This is a genomic window from Ferruginibacter sp. (genome assembly GCF_049840995.1).
Taxonomy (GTDB): domain Bacteria; phylum Bacteroidota; class Bacteroidia; order Chitinophagales; family Chitinophagaceae; genus Ferruginibacter.
The window spans coordinates 59335-73912 of record NZ_JASGIP010000006.1 but is presented as its reverse complement, the minus strand read 5'-3'; the positions used below and the strand labels follow the sequence as shown (position 1 = coordinate 73912).

The following is a 14578-nucleotide window of genomic DNA, read 5'->3' as shown; positions in this document are numbered from 1 at the left end:
AGGAGCTATTTCAGCGTGGCGGTCTTTAAAGTGGTGTTCTGGTCCACATTGCTGGAAGGCAACAGGGTGGTGCTGATCTTGGTTTTGCTTTCGATGAGGCCGTAATCAGGGGCGTAGTAAGATTGTATATCAGAAGTGATAGAACTGGCCGGCAGCCCGGTAACAGAGATCCCGGTTACAATATGCACCACGCCGGTGTAAGATCTGGCATTTACGGTGCGGCTGATGCCGGTTTCGGTGATGGTGTTGGTAAAGACCACCGGTACGCCGCTGGGGAAGCCTGTGAGCGGCAAATTCACTGTTTGGCTCCAGCTGGTGCCCACCGCAGCATTTTCCTTTAAATAGATGATATCCAGCGGAGGAACGCCCGAGGCCCCCGGCAGGGTGCGGAAAGTGTAATAATCCGACCCGGTAATATTATAGTAGTCGTTGGCGGCGCCGTTGCTGTTGGTAAAAACATGGTAACTACGGCCGTTTATGGACGAATCCCGGTTGGTGGACGTGACAATATTGGTGGTGGTGGTAACGGTAAGGTTATTCACACTTTCGTAGGTCCAGGTGCTTCCGGCAGCCAGGTTCATGTACTTTTGGGGGGCGGTACCGCTGTCGGAACTGCTTTTTTTACAGGAAACAGCGAGGGCGGAGAGGGCCAAAAAGGCCAAAAAGGTGTTCTTCATGGGGAAAATAGTAGTTTTGTTGGTAAATATCACAATTTTGTTGATAAATATTAAATATATCTTCTTATCTTTGCGCTCCCAAATTTATGGCTAAACAGGCACTTATTAAACAGGACGGAACAATAGTAGAGGCATTAAGCAATGCTATGTTCAAAGTAAAGTTAGAAAACGGCCACGAAATTTTAGCTACAATTTCGGGTAAAATGCGCATGCACTACATACGTATCTTACCGGGGGACAAAGTAGGGGTGGAAATGAGCCCTTATGATTTAACAAGAGGAAGGATAATTTTCCGATATAAATAAAAAACGTCAGACGTGATGCGTCAGACGTGAGCAAGAACCCTGGTTCTTCACACTCACGACTCACCACTCACGACTCACGACAAAACAAACATCATGAAAGTAAGAGCATCAATCAAGAAACGCAGCGCAGATTGCAAGATCGTGAGAAGGAAGGGAAGGCTGTATGTGATCAACAAAAAGAATCCTCGTTTTAAGCAGAAACAAGGATAAGAAAGGATTGTAGATTGCCGATTGTCGATTTCAGATTTAAGAAAACAACAATGTGCAACTACCAAATCTAAAATCGCAAATCTAAAATTTAAAATAAGAATATGGCTCGTATTGCCGGTATAGATCTACCAAAAAATAAAAGAGGCGAAATAGGACTTACCTATATTTATGGTATTGGCCGTTCAACTGCCCAGTATATTTTAACCAAAGCAGGTATCGACGTTAATAAAAAAGTGAACCAATGGAATGATGATGAGCAAACTGCCATCCGTAATATCATTGCGAACGAATTTAAGACCGAAGGTGCTTTGCGCAGTGAAACCCAGATGAACATCAAGCGTTTGCTGGATATCGCCTGCTACCGTGGCTTACGTCACCGTAAAGGTTTGCCTTTGCGTGGTCAGCGTACCCGTACCAACAGCCGTACAAGAAAAGGTAAACGTAAGACAGTTGCCGGTAAGAAGAAAGTAGCTAAGAAGTAAAATAAATTAAGCTAATGGCCAACAGCCATTAGCTTATAGCTTTTTATAAGACTTACAATTTGAACAAACACCGGATCGCTTATAAGTCGGCAGGAGGTTGAGTTCAGTCTGGCCTAAGGCTGGATAACATTTTTTAAAGATTACCTAATTCAAAATTATTATGGCAAAAGCACAGGGCGGTAAAGCTCAAGGCGCAAAAGCAGCTGCAAAGAAAAGAGTAGTAAAAGTAGACAGCTACGGAGACGCTCACATTGTAGCAAGTTTCAACAACATCATTATCAGTTTAACCAACAAACAGGGCCAGGTTATTTCATGGTCCAGTGCCGGTAAAATGGGTTTCAGGGGTTCTAAAAAGAACACGCCGTATGCAGCCCAGATGGCAGGCGCTGATGCTGCTAAAACAGCTTCTGATGCTGGTTTAAAAAGGGTGGACGTATATGTAAAAGGACCAGGATCTGGCCGTGAAGGTGCTATCCGTTCTTTATCTCAGAATGGTATTGAAGTAGCGATGATCAAAGACGTTACTCCGCTGCCACACAACGGATGCCGTCCTCCGAAAAAACGTAGGGTTTAAGCAATTTCAGATTGCAGATTTACGATTTCGGATTTCTTCCTGTTTAAAAGTATTGGTTTTTTATCAAAGCTTTCCAGACCGAAAAAAATCTAAAATCGACAATCTGAAATCCAAAAATATTACTAGGGTGCTTGATTCATTTTTACCGTTTTTACTGATCAACGCACCATCAAAAAAAAGCGGAACTACAATTTAAATATGGCACGTTACACAGGCCCCAAAACAAAGATCTCCAGGATTTTTGGCGAACCTATTACCGGTAATGGTAAATGGTTAACAAAGAACAGCAACCCTCCGGGTATGCACGGCGCAACACGCAAGCGCAAAACTTTAGGTGAATACGCTTTACAGTTAAGGGAAAAACAAAAAGCTAAGTACACTTATGGATTACTGGAAAAGCAATTCCGTAAAACATTTGACGAAGCTGCCCGCCGTAAAGGTGTTACCGGTGAAAACCTGATCAAATTACTGGAAGCCCGTTTGGACAACACTGTTTTCCGTATGGGTATTGCACCAAGCCGCCAAGCTGCACGCCAGTTGGTATCGCACAAACACATCACTGTAAATGGTGAAGTGCTGAACATACCTTCTTACAGCTGCAAACCAGGTGATGTGATTGGTCTGAAAAATAAAAGCGCCGCTAATACTGCTATCAGCAGCAACCTGCGTGGTAAAAATGCTAAGTTCAACTGGATCGACTGGAGCGAAGCAGAAGTAAAAGGTACTTTTATCGCTTATCCTGAAAGGGAAAGTGTTCCTGAAAATATCAAGGAACAATTGATTGTGGAATTGTATTCTAAATAAGAATTGATACAGATCACGCCACTGGCGTGTTCTTTTATTCCATCAATATTCATCATTACAAATTAATAATTCAAATATGGGAATTTTAAATTTCGTTAAGCCTGATAAAATAGTTCTTCAAAAAGCAACTGAGTTTGAAGCTAACTTCGAATTCCGCCCGCTGGAACCCGGATACGGTGTAACTATCGGTAATGCCTTACGCAGGGTTTTATTGAACTCCCTGGAAGGTTATGCAATTATTGGTATCAACATCTCTGGTGCTGACCATGAATTTGCAACCATCAAAGGTGTTACTGAAGACGTAACCGAGATCATCCTTAACCTGAAACAGGTTCGTATCAAAAGAAAGGTTGACCAGGACATCAACGTAGAAAAAGTTACCCTTTCTATTAAAAATAAAGCAGAATTCACTGCAGCAATGATCGGTGAAGCATCACCATCTTTTGAAGTAATGAATCCTGAACTGCTGATCTGCACTATGGACAGCAGCGCTAAACTGGATATCGAGATCACTATCGGTAAAGGCCGTGGTTATGTGCCTGCTGAAGACAATAAAGAAAAAAGTTCTCACTTTGGATATATTCCTGTAGATGCTATTTACACTCCGATAAAGAATGTAAAATACACGATCGAAAATACCCGTGTGGAACAACGCACTGACTTTGAAAAACTGATCATGGAAGTAGTTACCGATGGTACTATTCACCCGGAAGAAGCAGTAAAACAAGCCAGCCGCATTTTAATTCAGCACCTGATGATCATCACTGATGAGAACATCACTTTCGATACCAAAGAAGATAAGAAAGAAGACCTGGTGGACGAACAGACTTTGCAACTGCGCAAGATGCTGAAAACTCCATTGGAAGACCTGGATCTTTCTGTACGTGCCTTCAACTGCTTAAAAGCTGCGAAGATCAATTCATTAAGCGAACTGGTACAATACGAACAGGAAGACCTGATGAAGTTCAGGAACTTTGGTCAGAAATCTTTGAGCGAAATTGAACAGGTATTACACGAAAGAGGCTTAAGCTTCGGAATGGACCTGAGCAAATTAAAATTAGACGACGAGTAAATAGCTAACAGCTATTAGCCATTAGCTAATAGCTTTTTTTCATAACGGAAGTAGTCTGTAATTCCTGACACGGTACAGACGAAACACAAAACAAAAATGTCATGCGTCACGGAGACAAAAACAACAACCTCAGCAGAACAGCTTCCCACAGGAAAGCATTGCTAATGAACCTGGGTTGCCAGTTGATCACTAACAAAAGGATCACAACCACTTTGGCTAAAGCTAAGGCTTTACGTACTTACATTGAGCCATTGATCACTAAAACAAAGAACACCGCAAGTAAAGAAGCGATCATGCACAATCACCGTATTGTGTTCAGCTACTTAAATGATAAAGAAGCGGTAAAAGAATTATTCACCGTAGTAGCGCCAAAAGTTGCTGCCCGTCCAGGTGGATATACCCGCATTATTAAACTGGGTGCAAGGGTAGGTGATAATGCAGAAATTGCTATGATCGAACTCGTTGACTTCAACGAAATTTACGGTAAAGGCGTTAAAGCTGCTGCAGAACCTGCTAAGAAAACACGTAGGGCCGGTGGTGCTAAAAAGAAAGCTGCCGAAACAACAGAAGCAGCCGCTGAAGCTCCTGCAGCTGATACAGCAACAGAAGAAAAAGCATAGTTCATTTATAATTTTGAAACCAACTGTTTATAAAAGCTCTGATATTTTTATCAGGGCTTTTTTTAAACCAGGATTCGTAGGATTAGAAGATTAGCTTGATTGAATCTTTGCACCTTTACGTGAAAAATCTAATTAGCTAGTAAATCTAAAATCGGCAATCTGAAATCTACAATTTCCCGGATGTGAAAAAAATATTTATTCATTACGCAATTGAATTAGTTTCTTTGCAAAACTTTTCGATACATGTCTACAACTCCCACACCTGCAGTTTTAATTTTAGAAGATGGTAATGTTTTTTACGGAACAGCTTTTGGCAAGATCGGTACTGCCACGGGTGAAGTATGTTTTAACACAGGTATGACGGGTTACCAGGAAGTGTTTACCGACCCCAGCTATTATGGCCAGGTACTGATCATGAACAGTGTGCATATTGGTAACTATGGTGTAAAAGCCGCGGATGTGGAAAGTGACAGCGTAAAAGTAAAAGCAGTTATCGGTCGCAACCTGGAAGATAAATACAGCCGCTTTATGGCCGATGCTTCTTTACAGAACTATTTTGAGGCGCAGGGCATTGTTGCCATTGATGGCATCGATACAAGGGCACTGGTGGCCCATATACGCACACAGGGCGCTATGAACTGCATCATTTCTTCCGAAACACTGGATGTGGAGCAATTAAAAGCAACGCTTAAAAAAGTGCCTTCTATGGATGGGCTGGAACTCGCCTCTGTAGTAAGTACTACTGAACCTTATACTTTGGGCAATGAAAAAAGTGCAGTAAGGATCGCAGTGCTGGATTTTGGTATCAAGAAAAATATATTGAACTGCCTGGTGGAAAGAGGCGCCTATACAAAAGTTTTTCCTGCAAAAACATCTTTTGAAGAGTTAGAAAAATTCAACCCTGCCGGTTATTTCATCAGCAATGGTCCCGGTGATCCTGCACCAATGGATTATGCTATTGCAACTGTGAAGAAGATACTGGCTTCCAATAAACCATTATTCGGTATCTGCCTGGGCCACCAGTTGCTGGCATTGGCCAATGATATACCTACATTTAAAATGCACCACGGGCACCGCGGTTTAAATCACCCGGTAAAGAATATCATCAGCGGTAAAAGCGAGATCACCACGCAGAACCACGGCTTTGGTGTAGATCCCAAAGCAGTAAGGGCGCATGCAGAAGTAGAAATAACCCATGTGAACCTGAATGACGAAAGCATTGAAGGTATCCGTTTAAAGAATAAACCTGCATTTTCTGTACAATACCATCCTGAGGCCACTCCCGGCCCACACGACAGCAGGTACCTGTTTGACGAGTTCATTGCAATGGTAGGCAGTAACTGAGCGTTAACGTAACTTATTGCACCGTTAAATTCCTCTTTCACAAAGAGATTGGACTTCTTTTTGTCTTATTTAAGATGAGTAGCATGTGGCGCTATGCCACAGTGATATTTTTTAATCTTAAAAAATAGACAAATGAAAAAGATAGCATCAATCAGCGTTATAGCATTGTTACTGTTTGCTTCGTGCAACAATACAAAGCTATTGTCTTCCTGGAAATCTCCTGACGCAACAACAGAAAAATATAACAAGGTATTGGTACTGGGCCTTACAGGAAGCAAGGACAGGGAATTAAGAGAATCGGTAGAAAATGCCGTGGCAAAAAAACTACAGGATCAAGGACTTAATGTAGAAACTTCTACCCATCAGTACGGCCCAAAATCTTTCCGCACCATGAGTGAGGAGCAGGCTGTAAAAATGGTGAACGATAATGGTTTTGACGCAGTGATGGTGGTGGCATTGCTCGATAAAAAACAGGAACGTAATTACACTCCCGGCTACACTACCAGCACACCGTATGCAGTAGTGCGCAACAGGTGGTATGGTGGTTATTCCGTTCTGTACGACAGGGTGTATAATCCCGGTTATTACAGCTCCACTACCGATTATGTACTGGAAGCATCTTTTTATAAAACAAAAGGCGACCGGCTGATCTATTCTGCGCAAACAAAATCCTTTGATCCAAATTCTGCAGGTGATCTGGCCAACGAATTCAGTAAGACCATTGTAAGTGATATGCGGGATAAAGGCGTTATCAGTAAATAAACACAACAAGGCGCATAAAACGGGCAGCTCCAGTAATGGGGCTGTTTTGTTTATACAGGCTTTTACTTACTTTCGCAATATGAAAATAGCGATCATCAACGGACCTAATTTAAACCTGCTGGGAAAGCGGGAAGTGGATATTTATGGCGGGGAATCCTTCGAAGGATTTTTTAATTACCTGCAGCAGAAGTACAGCAAATTTGAATTGAGCTATTTTCAAAGCAATATAGAAGGAGAACTGATCAATGAGATACAAAGAGTAGGGTATGAATACGATGGTATTATATTAAATCCCGCCGGTTACACACATACATCAGTAGCACTGGGCGATGCGGTGGCTGCAGTTACCGCACCATTGGTGGAAGTACATATCTCCAATATTTTTGGCCGCGAAGAATTCCGTAAACTATCCCATGTTTCTGCAAAAGCAAAAGGCGTTATCAGCGGCCTGGGGCTGAAGGGCTACGAGCTGGCGCTTTTGTATTTTACTGAACTGAAGTTCTGAGGTAATAGAATACCCCGAATGCAATAACAAATAACACAACTGAATAGATAATGATACCTGTTGTGTTGGATTTTCTTGTTTTGCTGTTGTAGCGGTAACCACAGCTTTCGCACTTGGTATGGTGCAGCATTTTCGGGCCCAGCAAACCTCCCCACCAGGTATATTTTACAGGCGTAACCAATCCGCTGCCGCATTTAGGGCAACCGTTCTCGTTAGTGAATTCGTTTAGCTGATCTGCCATAAATAGATTTTTAGAATATAAATATAAAAATCTATTCTTTATCCGGGAAGGGCTGTTATTAAATTCTGGATCATAATATCACCCGCAACATCAACGCATACCCAATATCTTTTTTGGGATCATCGGCGATCTTTACAATATGCAGGCCTGCAGCGGTCCATACGGTGAAGATTTCTCCTTTTTTATGTTTAGACATGGCTTCGTCCAGCTGTGGCAGCATTGCGCCGCGGATGAACCAACCCAGGTCACCACCCTTGTGCGAAGATTCGTAATCGGCGCTGTACGTGCTGGCCATACTGGCAAAACTGGCCCGGCCGGATTGTATCTTGGCAATGATGGTATCCGCCAGCGAACTGGCAAAACTTTGCGTATAAGTGGCTGTATCCAGCACTATATGATTGATATGGTAAAAAGTATTGGGCGCTTTGTACAATATCTTTACCAGGATATTTTCTCCCTTAAAAGGGCCATAGGTTTTGCCCACTTTACCCCTGTAAGCCAGGCTGTCTGCCTTACCCATGAAGGAACCCGTGGTGACAACCGTAATGGTATCAATAAAATATTTTTTCTTCAATACATATTTTACAAAACCAATGGGATTGCTGGTGGTATCCAGTACTTTTTTTATCTGGGCAACCGTTTGGCTTTTTGCTGCTAACACAATGCAGGTAAACAATAAACAGGAAATTATTTTTTTCACACGAAAATTTTGATGGATAAAATAGGGCAATTATGCCAGTTTCATTTTACGGATGGCTGACTTTACCAGTTTTTTCATTTCTTCCAGTTCACCCAGCTGCTGTTGTATAAAACTGTTGTCTTCCAGCCTGCCTATTACTTTGTTCATTTCTTCGGTGTTATCATACACCATTTTTTTAAATGGATTTTTGTAATCCTTCGCACGGGATTCGTAAATGCCCTTGCTCATCCATTCCTTGGTGATCATTGCTTCCTGCAATAATTGTTTTAAAAGGGCAGGAGTGAACTGCCGGGGAGTAATATTGAGGATTTCCAGTAAAGAAGTGTAAGCATGACTTAATTTATCAGTAGTATAAGCAATGCCCTGTTGTTTATAGAATTGGTGCATATCGCTCCAGCCTTTTACTTTGCCGGATTTGATATTTCTTTTTAAATTTTCCACCGCAGGCTTCTGGATCAACTGGCCGCCGATATTCAGCCATTCACTGCGTTGTATTTTTGCAGATAGTGTTTTTTTAAATTGATCAAAGCTGCTGAATTTATTTTGCTGCAGGTGGTGCAGCAGTTCTAACGTACCATAATATTTTACCAGCTCTTTAAACAATGCAATGGCCTGTGGTACCTTGGTAACTTTTACAGCACGGCTGGTATTTTCCCAGCCTGTTGTTTCTGCTGTGCCTTCTTCATCCGGTTTTAACCCTTCTAATATTTTCAGGGCATCAAATATTTCATTCACAGTATCCGGCGCCAGGTAATCGTATTCAATATGCTGTATCTTTTCTGTTCTTCGGTCGCGGTCAACATATTTTTGAGAATTGCGGGCCAGTGCATACATATTGTACATGAACCAGTACGCAGGCATTACCTGCAACGTATCATTGGCTACATCATTACTTACTAAACTAAATGGAATTGGTATGTTCAGCTCCGCAGGAAAATCTCCTTTTGCAATAATGGTAAAAGAAGCAAATTTTGAATTGTGTTTTAAACTTACGCACAGGCCCGGCCAAAAACCACGTCCTGCAATGATCTCACCATCTGCAGCACGGCTGTTGTGGTTGCTGCCAATGGTAGCACCTGCAGCCATATTACTTTGTCCCATCACAATGGCAGCACATAAAAAAGAATTATTGTGATGCTGCTCATGTGCAGGAAATATCAATGAATTTAAAACCTCGCAGCAGGAAATGGTGGAATTGTTGCCCAGGTAAGAGTTGATCAACCTGGCGCCATACTTTAACTGCGAATGCGATGCCATTACAAAACGCACCGCTTTGGCGCCATAAAATATCCTGCAGCCATAACCAACAATACCATTCACAATTTCGCAACCTTCGCCTATCTGTGAAGTGCGGTTCTCATCACTGTTTACTGTAAGGTTCTTTAATTTATTGGCGCCTTTAAAATAAGCATCCGAACCCACCCATACATCTTTAATGATCTTGCAATTTTTTATTACAGTACGGTCGCCGATCTTACCATAATAACCATGCTGTTTATCAAAAAGGTTTTCCGTAAACTCTTTGAATTTATCCAGCAGCGCTTCATCATCGCGGTACTTGCTCCACAAATACGCATCGCCGGGCAGCATGCCATCAAAAGGTAAAACACTTCTGCCGCCATTTTCATTGCACAGCTCCAGCCATACCCTTACTTTTTCACTTTCACCTTCTTTTAAAATACCATTACCAAATTTTGCCCTGTCGGTAGTGGCCAATTCATTTACATTGGCGATCATTACTTCGTTGCCAATAATATAGTGGCTGAGATAATTGACATTATCGATACAAACATTATTACCAAAATCGCAGCTGATGATGGTGCTGTTGTACAATCCCACAGCCATTCGCAGGTTATGAAATTCCAGGTACAACGGTTCCAGGTTGCCGATACGTACCAACCCCAGGAACTTACAGTTCTTTACCAGCTCTGCATTAAAAGAAGAGGAAACAAAAATATTATTCCAGTCGTCGGAAGTATTACGGTTGCGTACCAATACTTCAATTTCCAGGGCGGTGAGTTTGCGGTGAGCGACGCCATTGGCATTCTGCTGGTTCCTTAAATGGTATTCATCCTTGCCGGCGGGGATATATTTTTTTTCTACAAAATTGTATCCAAGATCAATTACAGAATGTTTTTTGATAATGTTCATGAAAGCAATGAATAATTAGCAATGAATAATTAATAATGCATCCGCGACGCTGCATTATTATTGAATAGCAAATAAATAAAAATTTATTGTTTAAGGTTCAATATTATTAATATGGGAAAATGAACCAACTAATTTAATTATCAATTATTCATTATCCCATTATTCATTATTCAACGGTTACACTCTTCGCCAAATTCCTCGGCTTATCCACATCAACACCTTTAGCGATACCCACGTAATAACTCAACAGTTGTAATGGGATAGTGCTCAGCATCGGCGCAATGATCTCATCTGCAGAGGGTACATAAAACACATCATCCGCCATAGCAGGAATGATATCATCACCTTCCGTGATCACGGCGATCACTTTACCCTTACGGGCTTTGATCTCCTGCATATTGCTCACGATCTTTTCGTGGTAGCTGTCTTTGGTAGCTACAAATACCACCGGCAGATTTTCGTCCACCAATGCAATAGGGCCATGTTTCATTTCGGCAGCAGGATAACCTTCTGCATGTATGTAAGAAATTTCTTTCAGCTTTAATGCACCTTCCAGCGCAATAGGGAAGTTGTAGCCACGGCCCAGGAACAGGGCATCGCCGGCAGATTTATATTTCTCCGCGATCTTTTTTATCTGGTCGGCGCTTTTAAGCAAGGCTTCCACTTTTTCGGGCACTGCATCCAGCTCCAGTAATAAAGTCTTATAGCGGTCTTCTGTTATCGTTCCTTTTTCTTTTCCTATTTTCAATGCCATCATCATGATCACCGCAAGCTGACCGGTAAATGCTTTGGTAGATGCTACGCCGATCTCAGGTCCTGCGTGCGTGTAGGCGCCACCGTCACTAATACGGGAAATGGAAGAACCTACCACGTTTACAATACCAAAAATAATTGCGCCATTCTCTTTAGCCCTTTCGATAGCAACCAGTGTATCTGCAGTTTCACCACTCTGGCTGATGGCAATAATGATATCTCCCTTATTGACTATCGGGTTGCGGTAGCGGAATTCACTGGCATATTCCACTTCTACCGGGATACGGCAGAGTTCTTCAATTACATATTCTGCCAGCAAGCCCGCATGCCAGCTGGTGCCACAGGCTATGATGATGATGCGATTGGCATTTTTAAAATGTTCAATATTATTCATTACACCACTCATGGTAATAGTGCCAGCAGTTGCGTCTAAGCGTCCGCGTAAGCAATCATGAATAGTGGAAGGCTGTTCAAATATCTCCTTCAGCATAAAATGATCGTAGCCGCCTTTTTCAATGGCCGCCAGTTCCATATCCAGCTTGGTGATAAAAGGAGTGATCTTTTCGTTCCCTAAATTTTTAAGAATGAGTTCGTCTGGTTTTACAATTGCCAGTTCATAATCGTTCACGTACACCACTTCTTTGGTATACTCCAGCATCGGGCTGGCATCACTGCCTAAAAAGTGTTCGCCTTTACCCACACCAATTACTAATGGACTGCCTTTTCTTGCAGCAATGATGGTTTCGGCATCGTCCTGGTCTATCAGCAAAATGCAATAAGCGCCGGTGATCCTTTTCAATGCCACCCTTACGGCTTCTTCAAGACCGCAGTCATTGTTCTTTTTAATGTCCTCAATAAAGTTCAGTAAAACTTCGGTATCGGTATCGCTGGTAAAATTGTAGCCCTTATTCACCAGGTCTTTTTTTATCTGGGCATAGTTCTCGATAATGCCGTTGTGTATCATGGCCAGCTTGCCCGTGGCGCTGGTATGGGGATGCGCATTCCGGTCGCTGGGTTCGCCGTGCGTGGCCCAGCGGGTATGCCCGATGCCGATATTAGAGTGAAGATTCTTGCCAATAATGCTTTCTTCCAGTTCGGCCACACGGCCTTTCTTTTTGTACACTTTCAGGCCGCCGTTCAGCAGCGCCACACCAGTACTGTCGTAACCACGGTATTCCAGTCTTTTTAAACCCGTTATCACGATCGGGTATGCCTCACGAGGGCCGGTATATCCTACAATTCCACACATAATTGAGTTAGTTTTTGTTTTAGGCCAGTCAGCTTTAGCAGCAGCTTTAATGGCGTTTTAATTTTGTTGCAAAATAGCAAATTTGTACCATTAACGGTGCTGGACTGCCTGCAATTGCACTATTATAACAAATACAGGTATTTTGTTAAGAATGGGCTCCTAGAAAATGCAATAAGGATGCTTTTTCGGTACAGAATGCAGCCCTGGGAAATGTGCAGCTGCCCTGTGACCCTATGAGGTATGAAATGACCCAGGAGTACGAATTATTTTATAATAAAATGCCCTGTAAAAATAAATAGGCCACAGAAAAGTAAATCACCAGACCGGTAACATCCACTAATGTGGCTACAAACGGGGCAGAAGATACGGCAGGATCGGCGCCACATTTTTTTAAAACTATCGGTAACATTGAACCGCTGAGTGTACCCCAGAGCACCACGCCCAGCAAGGCAAAGCCTACTGTAAATGCTACTCTTACATCATGAGGGCCATACACTCCCGGAACGATCTTAGCCCATATCAATACCCTTATAAAACCAATGATGCCCAACACGCAGCCCAGCATCAGTCCCTGTATTATTTCCCTGCGGATCACCTGCCACCAGTTGGAAATAGTGATCTCGCCCACTGCCATTGCCTGTATGATCAGCGTGGAAGCCTGCGAACCGGTATTACCGCCAGATGAAATAATGAGCGGGATAAATAAGGCCAGTACAACAAATTTCTGTATCTCCCCTTCAAAATAACCCATCGCAGTTGCAGTAAGCATCTCTCCTAAAAACAATACCACCAGCCAGCCGATCCTTTTCCGGAATAACTTAAAGAGCGGCATTTCAAGATAGGGTTCATCCAGTGCCTGTGTACCCCCGATCTTTTGCATATCCTCACTATATTCTTCTTCCGCCACCCACAGTATATCATCAATAGTAACAATGCCCAACAATTTATTACTTTTACTTATAACAGGTAAGGCTACACGATTATTCATCTTGAATACCTCGCTGGCTACTTCCTGGTCGTCTTCTGCATGTAAAGAAATAAAACGGCCATCCATCAGGTCGCTTACTTTTTTATCGGGGGAGGCCAGTATAAAATCCTTGATCCGGATATCATCCAGTAATTCACCTTTATCATTCAGTACGTATAATACATCTACTGTCTCACTGCTTTTGGCCACACGACGAATGGTATTGAATACGTCTTCTACCGAATCATTTTCGTATACGTACACATAATCCGGCGTCATCAAACGGCCAACACTGTTCTCTGGGTAACCCAACAACGAAAGTGCTACTTTTCTTTCTTCGGGGTTCAGCGTTTTCACCAGTTCCCTTACCACGCTGCTGGGTAGTTCGCTGAAAAAATCGGTACGGTCATCGGGCGGCAGCTCGTTCAGCAGTTCGGCAGTTTTAAATGCCGGCAGGTCTTTGATGATCCTTTTCTGAGTAGGGGATTCCAGTATTTTAAAAACACTTACCGCACGGTGAATGGAAAGATGGGAGATGATCTGTGTTTCAAAATCTTCATTGGTGTAAATAAGATCGGCCACATCGCTGATATTCTGGTGGTTCAGGAAATCCTGTATCAGCAGTTTATCTTCGGATGCAATGGCTTCCTCAAATTTTTGTTGTAATGATATTTCTTCCAGTTCCAGCGACATCGGTACTTTGTTATTATTTTCGCTTAAAGATTGAACGCAATTTAACCCATTTAATCTTAACCGAATGTTATGCTTAAGCCTTATTTATACCTGGATATAACGGATCATGCAGGCAGGGGCGTTTTTACAAAAGAAAAAATTCCCAAAGGCACTGTCATCGAAATTTCACCTGTGATAGTGATGGAAAAAGAAGACCGGGAGCACCTGGACAAGACCAAACTCCACGATTATATTTTTGAATGGGGTAAAGAACGGGATAAGGTGTGTATGGCCCTGGGTTTTATACCCATGTACAATCACAGTTATAAAAGCAATTGCGATTATTTTATGGATTACGAAGAAGATGTGATCATGATAGAAACCGTGCGTACCGTAGAAAAAGGAGAGGAGCTGACCATTAATTATAATGGCGACAGCAATGACGCAACAAAAATATGGTTTGATGCGGTATAACCACGTATTGATACGC

At 42.4% G+C, this 14578-nt stretch carries 17 protein-coding genes; 11 read left to right on the top strand and 6 right to left on the bottom strand.

Annotated elements, in window-relative coordinates; translation table 11 throughout:
- Nucleotides 1-5: 5 nt before the first annotated feature.
- Nucleotides 6-677, bottom strand: coding sequence for a hypothetical protein (locus QM738_RS15590; RefSeq protein WP_462277655.1), 672 nt, complete (start codon nucleotides 675-677; stop codon nucleotides 6-8).
- Nucleotides 678-763: 86 nt separating this feature from the next.
- Between QM738_RS15590 and infA the strand changes: the two genes are divergently transcribed.
- The 10 genes from infA to aroQ all read left to right on the top strand — a co-directional run bounded on the left by infA (nucleotide 764) and on the right by aroQ (nucleotide 7355).
- Nucleotides 764-982: a translation initiation factor IF-1 gene (gene infA, locus QM738_RS15585; protein ID WP_255154770.1), complete on the top strand. Its 219-nt coding sequence runs from the start codon at nucleotides 764-766 to the stop codon at nucleotides 980-982.
- A 93-nt stretch (nucleotides 983-1075) separates the two neighbouring features.
- On the top strand, nucleotides 1076-1192 hold the full coding sequence (gene ykgO / locus QM738_RS15580; protein WP_255154769.1) for a type B 50S ribosomal protein L36: 117 nt from the start codon (nucleotides 1076-1078) through the stop codon (nucleotides 1190-1192).
- A gap of 101 nt (nucleotides 1193-1293) precedes the next feature.
- The gene (gene rpsM / locus QM738_RS15575) at nucleotides 1294-1674 is read left to right on the top strand and encodes a 30S ribosomal protein S13 (RefSeq protein ID WP_462277654.1); all 381 of its coding nucleotides are present in this window, start codon (nucleotides 1294-1296) and stop codon (nucleotides 1672-1674) included.
- Between the two features lie 160 nt (nucleotides 1675-1834).
- Nucleotides 1835-2248, top strand: a complete 414-nt coding sequence (gene rpsK / locus QM738_RS15570; RefSeq protein WP_462277653.1) for a 30S ribosomal protein S11 — start codon at nucleotides 1835-1837, stop codon at nucleotides 2246-2248.
- A 198-nt stretch (nucleotides 2249-2446) separates the two neighbouring features.
- Nucleotides 2447-3052: a 30S ribosomal protein S4 gene (rpsD, locus tag QM738_RS15565; RefSeq protein WP_462277652.1), complete on the top strand. Its 606-nt coding sequence runs from the start codon at nucleotides 2447-2449 to the stop codon at nucleotides 3050-3052.
- Nucleotides 3053-3128: 76 nt separating this feature from the next.
- Nucleotides 3129-4124 (top strand): DNA-directed RNA polymerase subunit alpha, encoded by a 996-nt coding sequence (locus QM738_RS15560; RefSeq protein ID WP_462277651.1) that lies wholly within the window; start codon nucleotides 3129-3131, stop codon nucleotides 4122-4124.
- 101 nt (nucleotides 4125-4225) lie between these two features.
- Nucleotides 4226-4744 (top strand): 50S ribosomal protein L17, encoded by a 519-nt coding sequence (gene rplQ / locus QM738_RS15555; protein WP_462277650.1) that lies wholly within the window; start codon nucleotides 4226-4228, stop codon nucleotides 4742-4744.
- Nucleotides 4745-4987: 243 nt separating this feature from the next.
- Entirely contained in the window at nucleotides 4988-6088 is a 1101-nt protein-coding gene (carA, locus tag QM738_RS15550; protein WP_462277649.1) for a glutamine-hydrolyzing carbamoyl-phosphate synthase small subunit, read from the top strand.
- 132 nt (nucleotides 6089-6220) lie between these two features.
- Nucleotides 6221-6850 carry a hypothetical protein gene (locus QM738_RS15545; RefSeq protein ID WP_462277648.1) on the top strand — a complete coding sequence of 210 codons (630 nt, stop codon included), beginning with the start codon at nucleotides 6221-6223 and terminating at the stop codon, nucleotides 6848-6850.
- Between the two features lie 79 nt (nucleotides 6851-6929).
- Nucleotides 6930-7355, top strand: a complete 426-nt coding sequence (gene aroQ, locus QM738_RS15540) for a type II 3-dehydroquinate dehydratase (RefSeq protein ID WP_462277647.1) — start codon at nucleotides 6930-6932, stop codon at nucleotides 7353-7355.
- Here the strand turns inward: aroQ and QM738_RS15535 are convergent.
- From QM738_RS15535 to mgtE, 5 genes are all read right to left on the bottom strand, one after another.
- The gene (locus QM738_RS15535; RefSeq protein WP_462277646.1) at nucleotides 7336-7596 is read right to left on the bottom strand and encodes a hypothetical protein; all 261 of its coding nucleotides are present in this window, start codon (nucleotides 7594-7596) and stop codon (nucleotides 7336-7338) included. The genes aroQ and QM738_RS15535 overlap by 20 nt on opposite strands.
- A gap of 70 nt (nucleotides 7597-7666) precedes the next feature.
- Nucleotides 7667-8296 carry a peptidylprolyl isomerase gene (locus tag QM738_RS15530; protein ID WP_462277645.1) on the bottom strand — a complete coding sequence of 210 codons (630 nt, stop codon included), beginning with the start codon at nucleotides 8294-8296 and terminating at the stop codon, nucleotides 7667-7669.
- Between the two features lie 30 nt (nucleotides 8297-8326).
- Entirely contained in the window at nucleotides 8327-10447 is a 2121-nt protein-coding gene (locus tag QM738_RS15525) for a DUF4954 family protein (RefSeq protein ID WP_462277644.1), read from the bottom strand.
- A 166-nt stretch (nucleotides 10448-10613) separates the two neighbouring features.
- Nucleotides 10614-12449, bottom strand: coding sequence for a glutamine--fructose-6-phosphate transaminase (isomerizing) (gene glmS / locus QM738_RS15520; RefSeq protein WP_462277643.1), 1836 nt, complete (start codon nucleotides 12447-12449; stop codon nucleotides 10614-10616).
- Between the two features lie 268 nt (nucleotides 12450-12717).
- Complete coding sequence (mgtE, locus tag QM738_RS15515) at nucleotides 12718-14109, bottom strand: magnesium transporter (RefSeq protein ID WP_462277642.1); 1392 nt, start codon at nucleotides 14107-14109, stop codon at nucleotides 12718-12720.
- Nucleotides 14110-14178: 69 nt separating this feature from the next.
- Here mgtE and QM738_RS15510 point away from each other — a divergent pair, with 69 nt between their 5' ends.
- Nucleotides 14179-14562 carry an SET domain-containing protein-lysine N-methyltransferase gene (locus QM738_RS15510; protein WP_462277641.1) on the top strand — a complete coding sequence of 128 codons (384 nt, stop codon included), beginning with the start codon at nucleotides 14179-14181 and terminating at the stop codon, nucleotides 14560-14562.
- Nucleotides 14563-14578: the final 16 nt, after the last annotated feature.